Origin of the sequence: Shewanella sp. Actino-trap-3, from assembly GCF_002836275.1 — a bacterium.
Classification (GTDB): Bacteria; Pseudomonadota; Gammaproteobacteria; order Enterobacterales; family Shewanellaceae; genus Shewanella; species Shewanella psychromarinicola.
Genome location: NZ_PJCE01000001.1, coordinates 2,119,949 through 2,135,973, shown reverse-complemented (window position 1 = coordinate 2,135,973; position 16,025 = coordinate 2,119,949). Strand labels below are relative to the sequence as shown.

At 42.0% G+C, this 16,025-nt stretch carries 19 protein-coding genes; 6 read left to right on the top strand and 13 right to left on the bottom strand.

From position 1 onward, the window contains the following. Window positions 1–98: 98 nt before the first annotated feature. The gene (gene pepA, locus CXF80_RS09105; protein WP_101032573.1) at window positions 99–1,607 is read right to left on the bottom strand and encodes a leucyl aminopeptidase; all 1,509 of its coding nucleotides are present in this window, start codon (window positions 1,605–1,607) and stop codon (window positions 99–101) included. Between the two features lie 273 nt (window positions 1,608–1,880). Between pepA and lptF the strand changes: the two genes are divergently transcribed. Together lptF and lptG are read left to right on the top strand one after the other, a co-directional pair. After that, the gene (lptF, locus tag CXF80_RS09095) at window positions 1,881–2,993 is read left to right on the top strand and encodes an LPS export ABC transporter permease LptF (protein ID WP_101032571.1); all 1,113 of its coding nucleotides are present in this window, start codon (window positions 1,881–1,883) and stop codon (window positions 2,991–2,993) included. Beyond that, window positions 2,990–4,048, top strand: coding sequence for an LPS export ABC transporter permease LptG (lptG, locus tag CXF80_RS09090; RefSeq protein WP_101032570.1), 1,059 nt, complete (start codon window positions 2,990–2,992; stop codon window positions 4,046–4,048). The genes lptF and lptG overlap by 4 nt, the downstream gene beginning before the upstream one ends. An 84-nt stretch (window positions 4,049–4,132) precedes the next feature. On the opposite strand, the gene CXF80_RS09085 is transcribed toward lptG, so the two are convergent. From CXF80_RS09085 to CXF80_RS09075, 4 genes are all read right to left on the bottom strand, one after another. Beyond that, window positions 4,133–4,642 carry an RDD family protein gene (locus CXF80_RS09085; RefSeq protein WP_101032569.1) on the bottom strand — a complete coding sequence of 170 codons (510 nt, stop codon included), beginning with the start codon at window positions 4,640–4,642 and terminating at the stop codon, window positions 4,133–4,135. 27 nt (window positions 4,643–4,669) lie between these two features. Beyond that, window positions 4,670–4,924: a DUF2960 domain-containing protein gene (locus CXF80_RS09080; RefSeq protein ID WP_101032568.1), complete on the bottom strand. Its 255-nt coding sequence runs from the start codon at window positions 4,922–4,924 to the stop codon at window positions 4,670–4,672. A gap of 163 nt (window positions 4,925–5,087) precedes the next feature. Continuing rightward, window positions 5,088–5,183 carry a hypothetical protein gene (locus CXF80_RS20760; RefSeq protein WP_351077032.1) on the bottom strand — a complete coding sequence of 32 codons (96 nt, stop codon included), beginning with the start codon at window positions 5,181–5,183 and terminating at the stop codon, window positions 5,088–5,090. Between the two features lie 114 nt (window positions 5,184–5,297). Beyond that, complete coding sequence (locus tag CXF80_RS09075; protein ID WP_157822204.1) at window positions 5,298–5,792, bottom strand: GNAT family N-acetyltransferase; 495 nt, start codon at window positions 5,790–5,792, stop codon at window positions 5,298–5,300. A gap of 230 nt (window positions 5,793–6,022) precedes the next feature. Here CXF80_RS09075 and CXF80_RS09070 point away from each other — a divergent pair, with 230 nt between their 5' ends. Continuing rightward, a complete protein-coding gene (locus CXF80_RS09070) occupies window positions 6,023–6,595 on the top strand; it encodes a DsrE family protein (RefSeq protein WP_101032566.1) in 573 nt (190 codons plus the stop codon). Between the two features lie 7 nt (window positions 6,596–6,602). Here CXF80_RS09070 and CXF80_RS09065 read toward each other — a convergent pair whose 3' ends face one another. From CXF80_RS09065 to CXF80_RS09055, 3 genes are all read right to left on the bottom strand, one after another. Next, window positions 6,603–7,346 carry a substrate-binding periplasmic protein gene (locus CXF80_RS09065; RefSeq protein WP_101032565.1) on the bottom strand — a complete coding sequence of 248 codons (744 nt, stop codon included), beginning with the start codon at window positions 7,344–7,346 and terminating at the stop codon, window positions 6,603–6,605. A 52-nt stretch (window positions 7,347–7,398) separates the two neighbouring features. After that, a complete protein-coding gene (locus tag CXF80_RS09060; protein WP_101032564.1) occupies window positions 7,399–8,043 on the bottom strand; it encodes a DUF2913 family protein in 645 nt (214 codons plus the stop codon). 157 nt (window positions 8,044–8,200) lie between these two features. Beyond that, entirely contained in the window at window positions 8,201–8,737 is a 537-nt protein-coding gene (locus CXF80_RS09055) for a DUF4136 domain-containing protein (RefSeq protein WP_101032563.1), read from the bottom strand. A 234-nt stretch (window positions 8,738–8,971) separates the two neighbouring features. Here CXF80_RS09055 and CXF80_RS09050 point away from each other — a divergent pair, with 234 nt between their 5' ends. Next, a complete protein-coding gene (locus CXF80_RS09050; protein WP_101034727.1) occupies window positions 8,972–9,289 on the top strand; it encodes a DUF1289 domain-containing protein in 318 nt (105 codons plus the stop codon). 309 nt (window positions 9,290–9,598) lie between these two features. Here the strand turns inward: CXF80_RS09050 and CXF80_RS09045 are convergent, their stop codons facing one another. After that, a complete protein-coding gene (locus tag CXF80_RS09045) occupies window positions 9,599–10,201 on the bottom strand; it encodes a TetR/AcrR family transcriptional regulator (protein WP_101032562.1) in 603 nt (200 codons plus the stop codon). Between the two features lie 145 nt (window positions 10,202–10,346). After that, entirely contained in the window at window positions 10,347–11,768 is a 1,422-nt protein-coding gene (locus tag CXF80_RS09040) for a coniferyl aldehyde dehydrogenase (protein ID WP_101032561.1), read from the bottom strand. Between the two features lie 328 nt (window positions 11,769–12,096). On the opposite strand from CXF80_RS09040, the gene CXF80_RS09035 reads away from it, so the two are divergent. Then, complete coding sequence (locus tag CXF80_RS09035) at window positions 12,097–12,528, top strand: universal stress protein (protein ID WP_101032560.1); 432 nt, start codon at window positions 12,097–12,099, stop codon at window positions 12,526–12,528. A gap of 37 nt (window positions 12,529–12,565) precedes the next feature. Here the strand turns inward: CXF80_RS09035 and CXF80_RS09030 are convergent, their stop codons facing one another. The 3 genes from CXF80_RS09030 to CXF80_RS09020 are packed head-to-tail and all read right to left on the bottom strand — an operon-like array spanning window position 12,566 to window position 15,465. After that, on the bottom strand, window positions 12,566–13,126 hold the full coding sequence (locus CXF80_RS09030) for a DUF924 family protein (RefSeq protein WP_101032559.1): 561 nt from the start codon (window positions 13,124–13,126) through the stop codon (window positions 12,566–12,568). A 4-nt stretch (window positions 13,127–13,130) separates the two neighbouring features. After that, a complete protein-coding gene (locus CXF80_RS09025) occupies window positions 13,131–14,747 on the bottom strand; it encodes a PH domain-containing protein (RefSeq protein WP_198554747.1) in 1,617 nt (538 codons plus the stop codon). Continuing rightward, window positions 14,740–15,465, bottom strand: coding sequence for a PH domain-containing protein (locus CXF80_RS09020; RefSeq protein ID WP_232772072.1), 726 nt, complete (start codon window positions 15,463–15,465; stop codon window positions 14,740–14,742). The genes CXF80_RS09025 and CXF80_RS09020 overlap by 8 nt, the downstream gene beginning before the upstream one ends. A 228-nt stretch (window positions 15,466–15,693) precedes the next feature. Here CXF80_RS09020 and CXF80_RS09015 point away from each other — a divergent pair, with 228 nt between their 5' ends. Continuing rightward, a complete protein-coding gene (locus CXF80_RS09015) occupies window positions 15,694–16,020 on the top strand; it encodes a winged helix-turn-helix domain-containing protein (protein WP_101032557.1) in 327 nt (108 codons plus the stop codon). The last annotated feature ends 5 nt before the right edge of the window (window positions 16,021–16,025 follow it).

The window sequence follows — 16,025 nt, the reverse complement described above, 5'->3', positions numbered from 1 at the left end:
ATGGTTTAGCATTGTTTGATTTGCGCTATCGAGATACAAAAAAAAGGTAAAGCATGATGCTTTACCCTTTTTATTTGCGTATCACGCACTAACAATGCTTATTCGCTAATTTCAACACCAGCGCGATTAATTAAGAATTGGCTTAAAATCGGTACCGGACGACCGGTAGAGCCTTTATTCGCGCCGCTGTTCCAAGCAGTACCTGCGACATCTAAATGCGCCCAATTGTACTTCTTAGTAAAGCGAGATAAGAAACATGCGGCAGTAATCGACCCTGCAGGACGGCCGCCTAAGTTAGTCATGTCGGCAAATGGGCTGTCTAGCATGTCTTGATATTCATCCCATAACGGCATGCGCCATGCGCGGTCACCACTTTGCTCGCCGGCATTTAACAGCTCATGTGCTAATGGATTGTGCGAACTGAATAAACCAGAAGCGTGCTTACCAAGGGCAATAACACAGGCACCCGTTAAGGTTGCAGTATCGATGACTAATTCAGGTTCAAAGCGCTCAACGTAGGTTAATACATCACATAATACTAAGCGACCTTCGGCATCAGTGTTAAGCACTTCAACCGTTTGACCTGACATAGTGGTTAAAATATCACCTGGGCGATAGGCATTGCCCGCAGGCATGTTTTCACAACCCGCTAAAATGCCAATGACGTTAATAGGCAGTTTCATTTCGCATAATGCTTTCATGGTGCCAATAACACCTGCAGCGCCACCCATGTCGTATTTCATTTCATCCATGGCTTCGCCAGGTTTTAATGAAATTCCTCCAGAATCAAAGGTTAACCCTTTACCGACGAGGACAATTGGCTTTTCAGTGCTGTCGACTGCGCCTTGATATTCCATCACGGTCATGATTGATTCATTGCTACTCGCGCGGCCAACAGCAAGGTAAGCGTTCATGCCTAACTTAGCCATTTGCTCTTCGCCAATAGTCGTGACAGTGAGGTTTTCATGCACTTCAGCCATTTGACGAGCTTGGGACGCTAAGTAGGCTGGATTACAGATGTTAGGTGGCATGTTGGCCACGTCTCGACATAAATGCATACCCGCTGACACTGCGGTTCCGTGTTCAATTGCGCGCTCACCAATGGTTAATTCGCGGCGTGTTGGCACGTTAAATACCATTTTACGTAATGGACGACGAGTTTCGTCTTTACGGGTTTTTAAGGCATCAAATGAATACAGGCTATTTCTAGTGCTTTCAATGGCTTGGCGAACTTTCCAGTAGGTGTCGCGGCCTTTGACATGCAGTTCAGTTAAGAAGCACACTGCTTCCATTGAACCGGTTTCATTGAGGGTACTGATGGTTTTTGTGATAATTTGTTTGTATTGGCGTTCATCTAACTCACGCTCTTTGCCACAACCAACCAGTAAAACGCGCTCACTTAGTACGTTTGGTACATGATGCAGTAGCAACATTTGACCCGGTTTACCTTCAAGGTCACCACGACGAAGTAGGTTACTAATGTAACCTTCACTTATTTTATCCAATTGCTCTGCGATACCAGACAGACGGCGGGGTTCGTATACTCCGACAACGATGCAGGCTGAACGTTGCTTTTCGGGGCTACCGCTTTTTACGCTAAACTCCATGAGCACTCCTAGATTCTTAAAGACAAATTACTATATTTATTAGATAATGTTTGCATTAGGCCATCTGGCATATAATCAACGAAAAGGTGATAGCTGTTTGGGATTATTAACGAAAAAAAGGCGTAAATTGACAGCCAAAATAGATGTTAACCATGACCCCAAAGCACCTTACGCGCTGGTCAGAAAACTAGCAAAACTGCTGAAAGTAGACAGTTTACATGAAAGTTGCTCTGATACCAGTAAAAAGATAAGTTTAGCCACCGGATCCTACTTGTGATTGTATTTAGATATCTTATTAGTGAAGTTTTAAAAGCGCAATTCTCAGTACTTTTAGTGCTGTTAACTATTTTTATCAGTCAACAGTTTGTGCGCGTGTTAGCTGATGCCTCTGATGGTGAATTCCCGGCTTCCTTGGTGATGACATTATTAGGCTTAAATTTGCCTCAATTAACGGTGTTAGTGTTGCCGCTGAGTTTCTTTTTAGGGATATTGTTGGCCCATGGGCGAATGTATGCCGAAAATGAAATGGTGGTACTGCATGGTGTTGGCGTGAGTGAATGGTATGTCACTCGAGTAACCTTATTACTTGCGATTGGCAATTTATTGTTTACCGCTTATTTGTCTGTTTATGTCGGCCCTTGGGCGGAAGAACGTCAAAACCAGGTCTTAGAAAAAGCCCAATCCGAAGCCGGATTAGCGGCATTAACCCAAGGTCGCTTTCAAGCAAGCCCGAATGGGCGAGCGGTATTGTTTGTTGAAAAAATAAATAAAGACAACACGTTAGATAGAGTCTTTGTTGCACAACTTCCCGATCCAGAAGACGAATATGGCTTAACTAATATTGTGGTGGCTAACAAAGGTCGGGTGATTGAAGATGATATTGGCAGCCAGCAATTACAGCTCGAAAAAGGCTTCCGCTATCAAGGCAGCCCTAAATCACTCGAACTACAAATAATTGAGTTTGGTGGTTATAAAATGGAGATTAAAGAACAAGAAGTGGATGAGCGGCGACGTAAATTATCTGCAATGCCAGTTGATCAATTGTTGGATACTCCAGGACCTGAAGCGGCAGCTGAATTTCAATGGCGCTTAGCTATCCCTATCGCGATCCCATTGTTGACGTTAATTGCGGTGCCGTTAGCGCGGGTTAATGTTCGCCAGGGTAAGTTTGCTAAAATGGGTCCCGCTATTTTGCTTTATTTGGGCTACTTTGGATTAATGATTGCAGGTCGAAAAGCCCTGCAAGATGAGGTGGTGCCGCAATTTTTAGGCATGTGGTGGATCCATGGCTTTGCGTTGATATTAGGGTTGTTATTACTTATTAAAGAACGCCCGACAGGGATGAAGTTCCTGGGTTTATTTAAACGCAAGCAGGTGACTGCATGAAAATACTAGACCTTTATATTGCTCGTATGATCGTTAGTACATCAGGCTTGTGTTTACTGATTTTGACTGGGTTGTCAGGCATCATTAAGTGGGTTGATCAACTGCGTTTGGTTGGGCGTGGTGCTTATACCATGCTAGATGCTGGCATATACGTGTTGTTTTTAGTGCCCCGTGATATTGAAATGTTTTTCCCTATGGCGGTACTGCTAGGTGCGTTAATTGGTATGGGCATGCTGGCATCTAACTCTGAGTTAGTGGTGATGCAAGTCTCTGGTATGTCGCGCTTACAAATCACCCAATCTGCAATGAAAACGGCTGTTCCGTTAATGATCATGGTCATGGCGCTCGGTGAATGGGGCGCGCCTATTGCCGAAAAAAGTGCTAAAGAACTTCAAGCGACTAAAATATCGGGTGGCAGTTTGATTAAATCACATCGGGGTATTTGGGCTAAAGATGGTGACTTATTCGTTAATATCGGTGAGGTTAAAGACGTTAATACTCTGATTGATATTCGCTTATATGAGTTTAACGATCAACAAGAATTAACCGGAGTGACCCATGCTAAAACCGCCGAATTTATTGGCGATGCTTGGCAGCTATCTGCAGTTGATAATACCACGGTAAAAGACGATCGAGTTATTCGCGATCATCTTGATACTGATGTGTGGCAGTCTTCATTAACCCCAGATAAGCTGAGTGTTGTGTCGGTTAAACCAGAGGCATTATCCATTAGTGGCTTAATTGACTACTTGGATTATTTAAAAATCAACCAACAAGATCCGAGTCGTTATGAACTGGCACTGTGGCGCAAGATTATGCAGCCAGTAACGGTGGCAGTGATGATGTTAGTGGCATTGTCGTTTGTGTTCGGTCCGTTACGTACTGTGACCATGGGAGCTCGTGTGTTACTCGGTGTAGTAGCAGGATTTAGCTTTTATATTAGTAATGAGATATTTGGTCCTATGAGCATAGTGTATGAGTTACCTGCGGTGGTTGGCGCAATTGCCCCCAGCATGTTATTTACTGGATTAGCTTTGTATTACATTCGTAAGTAACTAAACGTTAATTTGAACATTAAACTGTGATGCAAAAATGGCAACCTTTGGGTTGCCATTTTATTATTGGTAAAGGCCAATTGATTATGCGCCACGCCAGTTACGCATTTGATTAGCTTCTACTGACAATACCACAACCTCAGAACGGGTCATCATGTCTTGTAATGCTAATTTGTCATCATTGATGATAATCCACAGATTACCAATACCTAATAACGACCAAACTACCCGAGCGCAGGCGGTAATGAAACTTAAGTCTTGGCCATTGGGATGTTGAACTTTAAGTCGCCAAGCTCGCATACCTAATGTTTGCCCACCTCGGCTCCAAAACACGGCATAAAATCCGCCGACACAAATGGCTATCCAGAGTTGATAAAGTCCATGATAAACTGGAGTGTTATTGAGCAAGTCTGACACATCTTCGTGACCATTCATCGCGATAAGTCCGCTACTTTGCAGACCCAAGAAAACAGCAAAACCAACAGCGCCAGCAAACATATAAACGGCTACAGCAAGCATTGAGTCATACGTCATTGCACCTAAACGTCGAAAAAAACTGGCTCGAGGGAAATTAGCATGATCTGAATTCAACATAGAGAGTCCTTATTTAAACCAAAATGATTAAACCTCATCATCTTCACGAACAAATTTGATGCTAGTAAAACCAAAACGTGCAAATTCAGTTTTACGAAATTCTTTCTCTGCTTTCGCGCCTTTTTTTGACGTTAACGCAACTTGTTGTTCCATGGCTAAAAAACTTTTTAAATCAATCCCTTCGGCTTCAGCTGCTGCTTCATAAAGATCATGATGTATGTCATAGCTAAACGCGATAGTTTTGGTTTTGCCTTTAAAGGTATAGATAACTTGGCGCGCCATGGCGAACTCCTGAAATTAATGTAATTCATTTTTTAATGTAAACAATACGGCACCCCAAAGGCATCAATCTGCCGACAAAGACTTAAGCGTTATGATTTTTTAGGTACCAAATGGTAAAAGAGACAAATACCCATAGGGTGATGATCTGATGCACAATCTTCGATTATCCCACGTTCATCGACGTATAACCAAGCTGATCGGCATGAACTTGCAATAAATATTCAAATAATACGATGCCCCTGCTGACTAATGCTGTAATAAGCTAATCCTTGCGGTTTAAGGTTTTAACATCGCCATAGCAAACAAAAACATCATAAAAAGTATTGGCTAACAGAACCGTCGTGACGACTGCTGGCGGCTTAGAGGGGAACCTTTATAATAAGGGTAAATACAAATAACATGCCCCATCAGGGTAACTATCTAGTGATTGTGTCAGTTTTGCTGATGTGATGTCTGCTTTAAACCCTTGTTGTTGCCAGTACGTTTGCGCACCCTGTACGGCCACCAGTCCTATACCCTTCACCATCAACGCTTTTGCTTGATTTACAACATAAGTGAAGAGCTGTTTACCAATTCCCATGCCTTGTGCATTGGGTGAAATGGCCATGTCATGTAAATACCAGCAGTTAGCATCAATCTGGCCACTGATTTCGGTATTCAATGACGGGGCATCGCCTCGTTGCCAAGGGTGAACAAGGGCATAAGCTAAAACGCGACCTTGTCGTTCAAACACGACACAGCTAGTCGGCGACGTTCGCCATTTACTTTGCATAACACCAAGCGACTCTGGCGCTAGTTCAACATAACATTGTGCTTGGATCGCCATAATAGCGGGCCAGTCGGTCGCGTAAATTGGACGTATTGACATATCATTCATTCTTGGTGTTTTTGAGCGCATCATTATACTCAGCAAGGGTCTAAAACCTAAGCGTTAATCTGGTATTACCTCGAGATAACATTTTCAACATAACATTGTGCTTGGATCGTCATAATAGTGGGTCAGTTAGTAGGGATAATTATACTAAGCAAGGGTCTAAAACCTAAGCGCTAATCTGTGCTAGAGTAATCATAAAAATAGAGATAAGGAAGATCAACATAATGGAAATCAGTTTACCTTCAGTGAGTAGATGCGTTATCACATCGGCCGTGTTGACATTAATAGCGTGTTCATCATTTACGGCAACCGCTGGTATTGAGGCTTTTAAACCGGGACCAGTGATTAAAGATTACGGAAAGGTGGCCGAAGTGAATAGCAGCTTAACCATACCAACAGGCATGAAGTTTAACGTTGCTTTTGATTTAGGTACAGCCGCTAAACCCGCTGAAATAAACTCTAGTATTGATACTTTGGCGCGCTTTATTAATATGCATGTGGCAGCCGGGGTTAAACTGAAAGACATTTCGCTTGCTATGGTGGTGCATGGTAAAGCGGCTAGCGATATGACCAAGGATAGTTTTTATCAGCAGTTGAATGCAGGGCAGAAGAATGCTAATTCGGATTTAATTGCGCAGTTGGTAAGACAGGGGGTTAAGTTTTATGTGTGTGGTCAAACAGCCGCCTATTACGGCATTACTCCTGATGACTTGCTGCCGGGTGTTGACATGGCGTTATCGGCGTTAACTGCACATGCAGTATTAGCCCGCGAAGGTTACAGCGTTAATCCGTTTTAACCCCATATTAACGACTAAACACATCCTGCTTGGTGTATTTTTCGATAATGCTTTGAGTGGTGCCATTTTGGTTAAATTCAGCAATAGCGGCATTAATTTGTGGTAGTAAGGCAGTATGTTTTTTACGAAGACGCATGACCAAGTGGCCTTCTGAATGAATCGAGGCAAGGGTGACTGGTCTATTGAGTTTTTTTGCCCAATACAAGGCGGGTAAATCTCCAGAGATAACCGCTTCAACTCGCTCTTTATGTAATGCCTTGATGAGTTCTCTCTCAGAGGTAAAATCAACTCGAGTAAACTCTGTATCGTCGTGGTAAAGGTAGCCACGAATTGTGCCTATTTTTTTACCTTTAATCTGATTAACGTCTTGCCATTTATGAGCATTTTTGTCTAAAGTGATAATGTTTTCTTGAATGACTAATATCGCTATCGATGAGACAAAATCATCGCCTACTTTTTGATCCTCAAACCAGCTTGGGCTAACAAAGTCGAAGTCTAGTAAGCCATTCGCTAAGGCGTAATTAGTTCTTTTGGGAGGATAATTGTTTTTTTCAACTTCAATGTTGGCCTTTGCAAGCAGTAACGGAACCAGCTCGCCGAGTATTCCTGGGTTTTCAGCCGATCCAGCAATGTAATAAGGCACCCAACTGCTGGAGGCATTGACGTTATACTTAAGTGCTGTGCTCGCTTGAACGGTGGAACCACAAAAAAATATCACCAAGCAAGTGAGTGCTAGAAAGCCTTTTTTCATGGTGACTCCTTATCTTTAACATTCTATTAATACTACAACAATTTTTCGCTGCTTAATAAAGATCAAGGCACAGTAAACATAAACTTGAGTGTAAGTTATCAGGTATTAATACATAAGTTTTATGATGTTTGATCAATGAGGTCTTTTTATTGCCTTGGCTGAGTAATACACCTTGCTCTAATGCTAACCGTGCAACCAACTTTTCATCACCACGAATGTACATTGAGATTGGTTTGACAATTTTTTCATCAACAATGTGCTGATTAAATTCTTTTGCTGAGATAATTAAACTTGATTTACCGTCACTGTTGATCTTCAATTTGGCATCAATGTCGGTATCGGTTACCACCACCCACTCTTGTGCTGCGAGTCCGGTTAATAGGTTTTTAAGCCCAGTGCCAGTGGCGATAGCACTGTTATTAACTTGTTGGTATTGATCGGCAATACAGGTTAATCGTTGTTTAAGTTGAGCCCCAGCACCTTGACTCCGAGCTTGACTTATCCAGGCCGTTAAGTCGTCGGCCATTAGTTTCGAAAAGCGTTTTGTTTTTAACGACTCAACCATCCAGTTACATAAAAAATGGCTTTCTTGTGCTGCAGTTCTGACGGCTTTGTGTTGTGATGCCGAGGTATTTATGGCATCTATTCCAGCTAGCGCAAGGGTTAGTAAAGCTTGGTTGTATGTTTCTGTAGTCATTTTAACGAGGTCAATAAAGTAGTGTGATAGCTAGTTTACCGTGTAGTCGCAAATTGCTAAATAGATATTTGTGTTAAGTCGGCTCGAAGAGCTGGCGTTTCTATGTAAAGTAGCCGCCGTTCAACAAGGATAAACGGCAACTAAAATAGAGTGTAGATTACTTTTTCGGGGGGAATTGCGCTAAGATAGCGGCAACAGTTTGGTTAATCCCTTGTGCTTTAACTTCGCCACCTTGATCAAAGTGGTACTGACCATTGCCGCGCCAAATTAAGCGTTTGTCGGCTGGGTCGATAATATCAATTTGGATAGTTTGCGTTTTAGCTGTGTTACTGCCTAGCGGGATACCGATACTCGTGCCAAGACTTATCCCACCACTAGAGCCCCAAGTTCCAGAACCTAAGCCGATAGAAAGCCCTGAATCTTTTTCTTTGTTTTCAGTGATAAAGGCATAGTTGACTACAAAATCAGCATTACTGGCGCTAAAGAGATAACCTTGGTTAAGTAAGGTTTGCTTAATGTCGTCATTAATTCGGTTAGCGGTTAAAGGATCATCAGTTTGTTTTACGGTGAGTTGACTGAATGTTTTGAGTACAGAGAAGTCGAAATTGACATCATAATCTTGCTTGGGTTTTGTCGCACAAGAGGCCAGCAATAACAGGCCACATAAAAGTAAAATGGGCTTACAAGCTGCCATTGTGTGTATTAACCCTTTACTCGAACGCCTTGATGTTGTCATGAGCCCTCCGATTAACGTGCAATAATGTACAAAATTAACTCAATTAGTATAACCTTAACATAACGGTATTTGATGGTCACTTTGGTTGGTTAAGCACTAGCCTCACCATTAAATCAACCTACCAATGACTATATCGTATATTTAGCATTTACGTACTAAATTCAATATTAGCTGAGGTTAAGCACTCTAATGATGGAACAGTTAAGTTTTTTTGCGGTGCCCAGTCCATGCGTTGGCGTTTGTCAGTCTGACAGTCGTGGCTATTGTATGGGCTGCCTTCGAAGCCGAGATGAACGATTTAACTGGATGAGTTACAGCGAGTTAAGAAAACAAGATGTGATCCGTTTGTGTTTACAGCGCAAACGACGTCGTCAATATGCTATTCATAAAGCGAAGCAACTGGCGCTACAAGTTGAACAAACGTCGCATACTCTTCAATTAGATTTTGACACCCAGACAAAGGCTGAAAATGAACAGATTGATCTAACGAATTTTAGTTTAGATGAATAATGTATGGGATAAATGCTAGAGCCTGTTGAACCTTCAAGATGAATTTTGCTGCTGTTAGTGGCCATTTTTTTCAAGGCAGAGCTAATGAGATGTCGTTATTCTCCATAAATAAGCGATAACCCAGTACAAAGAAGCCACGAACGCAGCCCGAAGGGTCCGCCTAAACCGTCCTAGTTATTATTATAAAATAAGTTTGTTGCAAGGTATTAGTCTAGTTAAAGACTTTGTCTCTAGTCTTTTTACCGCATTCTTATGTAAGCAGAAAACCGTTTAGTTCGAACAAATTGTAAACACGAAAGGTCAACAGGCTTAGGCTTTCATCGCTTGCCAAAATAGCCTGAAACTGGCGCATCGGTGAATGTCATCGTTACCTAAATGAGGATTGTCGGTAAAAAAACGAATGGCAGCTAAGTACTGACCATGGCAGTTTTCGAGCAATAACGCATTGGGAAAGTCAGCGATAATATGCTGCTGTTTACCTTGATTAATCAATTCGACAACAAATCCTAGAATGCTGTTCATCGCTTGCTTTCTGACGTCGGCATCGATGTCTGCGGACATAGAGTACTGTAGAAAAAAAAGCTGTTTTAACGGTTGTGCAATGGCCCAGTCGATGGCTTTTTGCCATAGGGTATTGGCATCTTGTTCGATATCACCACTAAAATGAGTGCTGCTAACCATGTTGGTAGCAAACTCTTGTTTAATGGATAAAAAAAGCTGGCTCATGATGTCTTTTTTTGTCGGGAAATGATGAAATAAAGTGCCCGTTGCCACGCCAGCCGCTTTGGCAATTGATGCGGTCGATGTAGCATTAAAACCATTATTAACAAACAGCTGTAATGCCGAGTCTAGAATAGCTTGTTTTTTATCTGTGGTAACAATGGATTTACTGCTAATGGATTTACTGCTCATTGAGTCACATACCTATTCTATCTAGTGTCTGTTTATCTACCGTTTATTCATTAAATCAGTTTGATTACGGACTGATTAATGTCGGATTCGGCTCAGCAAGTATCACTCATTAAAGTAATACTTGCCGTAGTGATATTTTGAGGTGTTAGCGTAAGAAAAATTTCATCAATAATCGTTGGATCACGCCGCCATAAGGCGGATGAACAAATATGCCGGTATTAATTTTACCACTGTTGAGGATTGTTTTAGCATGACTAAAGGTTAGAAAGCCTTCTTTACCGTGATAGTGTCCCATGCCCGATGGACCAATCCCACCAAAGGGTGCGTCATCAGCGGCAACATGAAATACCGTGTCATTAATGCACACTCCGCCCGAATGAGTCTGCTGCAGAATGTCTTGCTGCGTTTTATCGTCAAAGCTCATGATGTATAGGGCTAAGGGGCGATCATGATGGTTGATATAACCTATCGCTTCATCAACCGACTGATAGCTAATAATCGGTAACAATGGTCCAAATATTTCATCCTGCATAATGAGCATGTCGTCTGTGGTATGTGTGACTAGCTGAGTGGCTATTTTTCGTTGCGTTGTTGATATTGGGCCATCAATTGCGGAGGTGACGGTTGCACCTTTGGCTTTGGCATCTTCTAATACTGCGAGTAAGCGTTGGTGTTGACGATCATTAATGATATTGCCGTAGTCTTGGTTTGTGTCGAAGTTAGGGTACATTTTATTAAATCGACGTTGATAAGCGGCAATAAACGCCTCGACTTTTTCCGCTGGGCACAATACATAGTCAGGGGCGACACAAATTTGACCTGCATTTAAACATTTTCCAAAAATAAGCCGTTCTACCGCTGTGTCTATTGGCATATCAGCGGCAATGATCGCTGGGGACTTACCGCCTAATTCTAATGTTACCGGCGTCAGGTTATTGGCTGCGGCACGCATAACATGGCGGCCGACAACGGAAGAACCCGTAAACAGAATATGGTCAAACGGTAATGCTGAAAATGCTGCGGCCACATCAGCTTCACCTTCAACTAACTCGACTTCAGTTGGGGCAAAAATCGTTGCCAACATCTTGCGCAATACCGCATTGGTTGCTGGGGTGAATTCGGACATTTTTAGCATGGCCCCGTTGCCTGCAGCAATGGCCGTGATCAATGGGCCCATTGATAACATCACCGGGAAGTTCCACGGCACAATAATACCGATCACGCCCAAGGGCTGATATTGCACCGACACTTTAGAGGGAGATAGTAATAAACCTGCATGACGACGACTGGGTTTCATCCACGACTTAAGGTGTTTGATGGTGTAATTGATGTTGTTTACACAAGGCATAATATCCGAAATTATGGTGTCATTTGCAGAGCGATGGCCATAATCGTTAATTAATGCGTCGATGATAGATTGTTGATTATCAAGCAAAGCTTGTTTTAATTGGGTTAACTTATCTACCCGTGATTGATAATGAGGCGCTGGATTAGCTTGAAAACGCGCGCGTTGATCTGTGAGCAATTGTTGTAATTGTGTTTGAATGTTATCAACGGCCATATTCATATTTGATCTCCAGCAAAAAATAACGATGTTGGTTTGATGAAGTGTGATTAACCCATTCAGCAAACCGACTGATTAGTCGGTTTTATGTTATGTTCGTTTTTGATCTAAAGCAAGTTTTCGGGTTTAATTTGATATTAATCACTAATAAGGTCTTTAATACTGACTATACTAAAACTTAACTCGGGGTAGGAGATGGGATAAATCGTTAACAACGGATTTACTATCCAGAGTTTAGGTTAGTTATATTGTTGAGATGGAACTGGGTGTGTTTCAGTGAGGCATAAAATGTCACTACCAAGACACATTTTACACTGCGAAGGAGGATAATATGCGAACACGTAATATTTTATGGCCTACCGATTTTTCTGACACGTCGTCACATGCTTTAAGTTACGCCATTGAAATGGCTAACTTATATAAAGTTGGCATTCGTATCGTGCACGTAGTTGATCAGCCTTTCGGTGATGAGAATTATATGATCCTTGCCGTTACCCCTGAAGAGTTGGCGAAAACGATGGAAGCTGCTGCGGCCAAGAAAATGCATGATTTATTGGGTCAACTTAATACCGACTTAAAGATTGAAACGGTGATTCGACGTGGTGATGCTATTGCCGAAATTTTGGCCGAGGCCAATAGCGGTGATATTGGTATGGTGGTTATTGCCAGCCATGGTAGAAGCGGACTGTCTCATTTTTTGAATGATAATGTCGCCGAAACTATTGCAAATAAAGCCACATGCCCTGTTCTAGTGGTCAAATAGCATCGGCTATAGAAGCTGGCGTTGGAGTATAGCTTGGTTAAAAGCTGGAATCGGGTTGATTTAAAAAGATGATTTCGGCAGCCGTTGAGTCGCGCCCTAAGATCGCGTTTCGGTGAGGATAACGATTAAATTGAGCTATAATGGCTTGATGTTGTCGTTGGCTGTGTAGATTATTCGGCGCATATTGCTCAAATAATGGCAATGCTTGCTGGTGGATAATCATTGATTCGCTATGCATATAGGGCATGATTAAAAATCCAGCTTGGTGAGTCGGTAACTCTGCTAAACAACCTAATGCAACGGCTTCTTGCGCCAGCACTAACGCGATATTGTCAGCGGCAAATGCGGCTGGCGTATCGCGATGAATATTTCGCGAAAATTGATCTAGTACGATAATTTCGGCTAATCGCCCTTGAGTGTCTTTACGCCAGTGTTGTAACTCTCCCATTATGGCAGCGTTTAAAGCGGTGCCAAAAGTCTTTGTTATCTGTAAATCAAGCTCGGTATCTTTTATCCACCATTGTTTAGGTGAAATTTTAACAAACCAAAAATCAATAACATCATTGACGGTGACCCGTGTCGTTTTTATTTCATTCATTAGGCTAAATCCAATTACGGTTATCGTGACTAGTAGCATTGAGTGACCGAGTAATAATTAGCTCTGCCACATGAGTGGGAATATAGGGGAACACCACACTGCCACTGGCTAATCCGACTTCTACATAGGCTAACTGAGCTTGTTTTTGGCCTTGAGTTTGGATGATGTTAACGTGTTGAACTTTTTCAAATGCGACCCGCTGCCATTGTTGACCGAAAAAGCCGCTATGTTGCCAAATGACTTTATCTGCCACAACATATCCCCATTGCTTGTATCGTATGTAAATCGCTAATATCACCATGAAGGTGATGAACCAAGTGAACTCAAAAAAACCAGGGCTTTGATGGCCATAATAACCCATGATGGTGAGTATACTGGTCAGGATCAGTGGCAAGGCAATTCTCTTGGTCAGCCAATTAATATGAATAGACGAGTAACTTCTAGGTAATGCGCTGGCACCGCCACTGAGTTGAGGGATTTTGGCCAAGAGTAATTCGATTTCAGTGGATTTAACACTTGGAACTAACATGTGTTGTTTGGTTTTATGTCCAACTTCATGTCCTTTGACTTGCTTAAAGTATAAGGTCCAGCGTTTAAATAAGCGTGCAATAACGGGTTGTTGAAGATGGACTAATTGAATACGTTTTATGGCCAACGCATCTTGCTGGTGTGAAATGACACCGCCACTTCGTTGTAAAGTGTCATCATGTTTATCGAGCTGATATGGGTGATATTTTAACATTGCCGCGACAATTGAAATTAACGCAAACAAACTGTATAGCGCAAACAACCCCACGATTGCCATGATGGTCTGCAAGCCAATATTTTGATGAGTTTGCTGTTGGACCCATAACCAAAATTGCTGCGCGAGTGGGGAGTCGAATATTTTATCCAAATCAACTTGACCAGCGATGGGGCCCACAATTACGGCAAACCAAATAAAATTATTTTGATAAAAACCAAATAAGATTAAATCCCATAAACTTTTACGCACAATCGGCTGTGTATTCTCGATGCCATGTTGATTATCAGTATGCGGATGCTCGTGTGTCGGTGCAGTAGCATCAGTGTGACTTAAATTTAGCAGTAAACGTTTTAAGGTTTGGGCTTGTTGCGTATCTAAAGCGGCTAAATGAGCTTCGTCACTTTTAGACCCTGCCGTTTCAATCACGAGGGTACCGAGTGACAATGGCTTAAAATAAAACGGTTGTTCATATCGAATATTTTGAATGCGACTCAGCGGTATTTCATCTTTTTTGGTAAACAATAAGCCGCGTTTCACTTCAAGTTGATGGTTATTAAGACGAAAACGAAATTTCCGCCATTCTATTATCGCGGAAAGTGTCACCAGCAATAATAGTAGGCTAGAAGCCAGTATGCCCCATTGCATATCAAAGCCTTGCCGCCATCCAGTATAAACAATGGGTACGATAGCAAAACCATTGCTGAGGATGTATTTTAAGGTACTGAAAATATTGCTGACGATAGACCAAGCTGAAAGTGCTTGCCATTGCTGTAAATCATCGGTATTGGTTTGCTCTGAATTGATCGATTTATTGGTAACAATATCTTTTGAGTCAAGATGTGGATCATCACCCTGTGATGCTGGTGACTTATCCATTATGGCTATCCTGCTGAGATCGTTCAATTGCTGGTGTAGGGTCATCAACTGATGTTGAATGCTCGCGTGTGTTTAATTTAGTGGCAGGTAGTTGATGACTTGCTGCCGCTTGGCTCAATAAATGTTGGCGTAAATTTTCAGCTAAATCGGCATTGAGGCCTGGTAGATCAATTTCAGCTAAGCCACTGCCTGCACTGAAGCATTTTAAGGTGACTAAGTTGAACCTTCGTTCTGCGGGGCCTTGAGACAAATTAACATGTTGCAGTCGAGTGTAGGGCAGTGCCGTTGTTGACACCCAAAATAACCCTTCACGTAGCACCATTTCATGTTTAAACAAGCCATAAGCAATTTTGTTTGCTTTGAGGTGAATGAGTTTAATAACCAGGGCAGCCACCAAGATTGTCAATGCTATAAACCCGGTCGCGATTATCAATGGCAGCGGTTTAATTATCAACAGAAACATCGTTAAGGCCGTGATGATAATCATCATAACGACACTGCTCATTATCAATAATAGTTTAGGGTAATTAGGATCAATATTGCTCAGTGGCAAGTCGGCAAGTTGAATATAATCATCTTCGGATAAACGTGGGCCATGGTCATAAGCGTCTGCTGAGGTTGCTTTTACTGCCAACAATGAAGATGTATCGTTTAGCGTTGACGGATCTGTTATTGGCGATGGCGCTAATGGGCTCTTTGAGTGCGGCGGAGTATCCATGTTTGTTCGCTTTCCATATCGGCTATTTCTATTGTTAAAAACTATAACGAGATTGTCGCAACTTAGGTAGTGTTAATCATATTGGTTATCGATAAATCAATCTATTAGCGTCAAAATCAGTGATTAATTACACCGCAATTTGCTCACATTGGCAATAGTGCTTGCATGACTGGCTAGACATACAGTAATTTCTATTCAGTGATGTAGAGATAATAGGGCGTGTGAAGGATGTTTTCGAATAATTACGTGATCAATAAATCGCAAAAAGCATTTTTACGAAAATTGTATTTAGCGCATCTGCTAGATGAAGAACAACATAACTTATTAAGCTTGCAAAAACTGACGCTTATGCCACGAAGGACATTGCAAGATGCGTTAGCGGCATTTGTCGATATTGGTATTGAAGTGGATTTTATTCAGCAAGGCCAGCGTCATAATGAAGGCTATTATCGCATTTCAACTTGGGGCCCAATCAGCAGTGCTTGGGTGAATAGCCATTTCGAGCAGATCAAACAACACATTGAAATGGTTAGTGAGTCAGACATGACCCGTTAAGCGGT

Coding starts and splice junctions, on each gene's coding strand:
- pepA (WP_101032573.1), bottom strand. CDS start 1,607: ATGGAGTTTAGCGTAAAAAGCGGTAGCCCCGAAAAGCAACGTTCAGCC.
- lptG (WP_101032570.1), top strand. CDS start 2,990: ATGAAAATACTAGACCTTTATATTGCTCGTATGATCGTTAGTACATCA.
- CXF80_RS09085 (WP_101032569.1), bottom strand. CDS start 4,642: ATGTTGAATTCAGATCATGCTAATTTCCCTCGAGCCAGTTTTTTTCGA.
- CXF80_RS09080 (WP_101032568.1), bottom strand. CDS start 4,924: ATGGCGCGCCAAGTTATCTATACCTTTAAAGGCAAAACCAAAACTATC.
- CXF80_RS09075 (WP_157822204.1), bottom strand. CDS start 5,792: ATGTCAATACGTCCAATTTACGCGACCGACTGGCCCGCTATTATGGCG.
- CXF80_RS09070 (WP_101032566.1), top strand. CDS start 6,023: ATGGAAATCAGTTTACCTTCAGTGAGTAGATGCGTTATCACATCGGCC.
- CXF80_RS09065 (WP_101032565.1), bottom strand. CDS start 7,346: ATGAAAAAAGGCTTTCTAGCACTCACTTGCTTGGTGATATTTTTTTGT.
- CXF80_RS09060 (WP_101032564.1), bottom strand. CDS start 8,043: ATGACTACAGAAACATACAACCAAGCTTTACTAACCCTTGCGCTAGCT.
- CXF80_RS09055 (WP_101032563.1), bottom strand. CDS start 8,737: ATGGCAGCTTGTAAGCCCATTTTACTTTTATGTGGCCTGTTATTGCTG.
- CXF80_RS09050 (WP_101034727.1), top strand. CDS start 8,972: ATGGAACAGTTAAGTTTTTTTGCGGTGCCCAGTCCATGCGTTGGCGTT.
- CXF80_RS09045 (WP_101032562.1), bottom strand. CDS start 10,201: ATGAGCAGTAAATCCATTAGCAGTAAATCCATTGTTACCACAGATAAA.
- CXF80_RS09040 (WP_101032561.1), bottom strand. CDS start 11,768: ATGAATATGGCCGTTGATAACATTCAAACACAATTACAACAATTGCTC.
- CXF80_RS09035 (WP_101032560.1), top strand. CDS start 12,097: ATGCGAACACGTAATATTTTATGGCCTACCGATTTTTCTGACACGTCG.
- CXF80_RS09030 (WP_101032559.1), bottom strand. CDS start 13,126: ATGAATGAAATAAAAACGACACGGGTCACCGTCAATGATGTTATTGAT.
- CXF80_RS09025 (WP_198554747.1), bottom strand. CDS start 14,747: ATGGATAAGTCACCAGCATCACAGGGTGATGATCCACATCTTGACTCA.
- CXF80_RS09020 (WP_232772072.1), bottom strand. CDS start 15,465: ATGGATACTCCGCCGCACTCAAAGAGCCCATTAGCGCCATCGCCAATA.
- CXF80_RS09015 (WP_101032557.1), top strand. CDS start 15,694: ATGTTTTCGAATAATTACGTGATCAATAAATCGCAAAAAGCATTTTTA.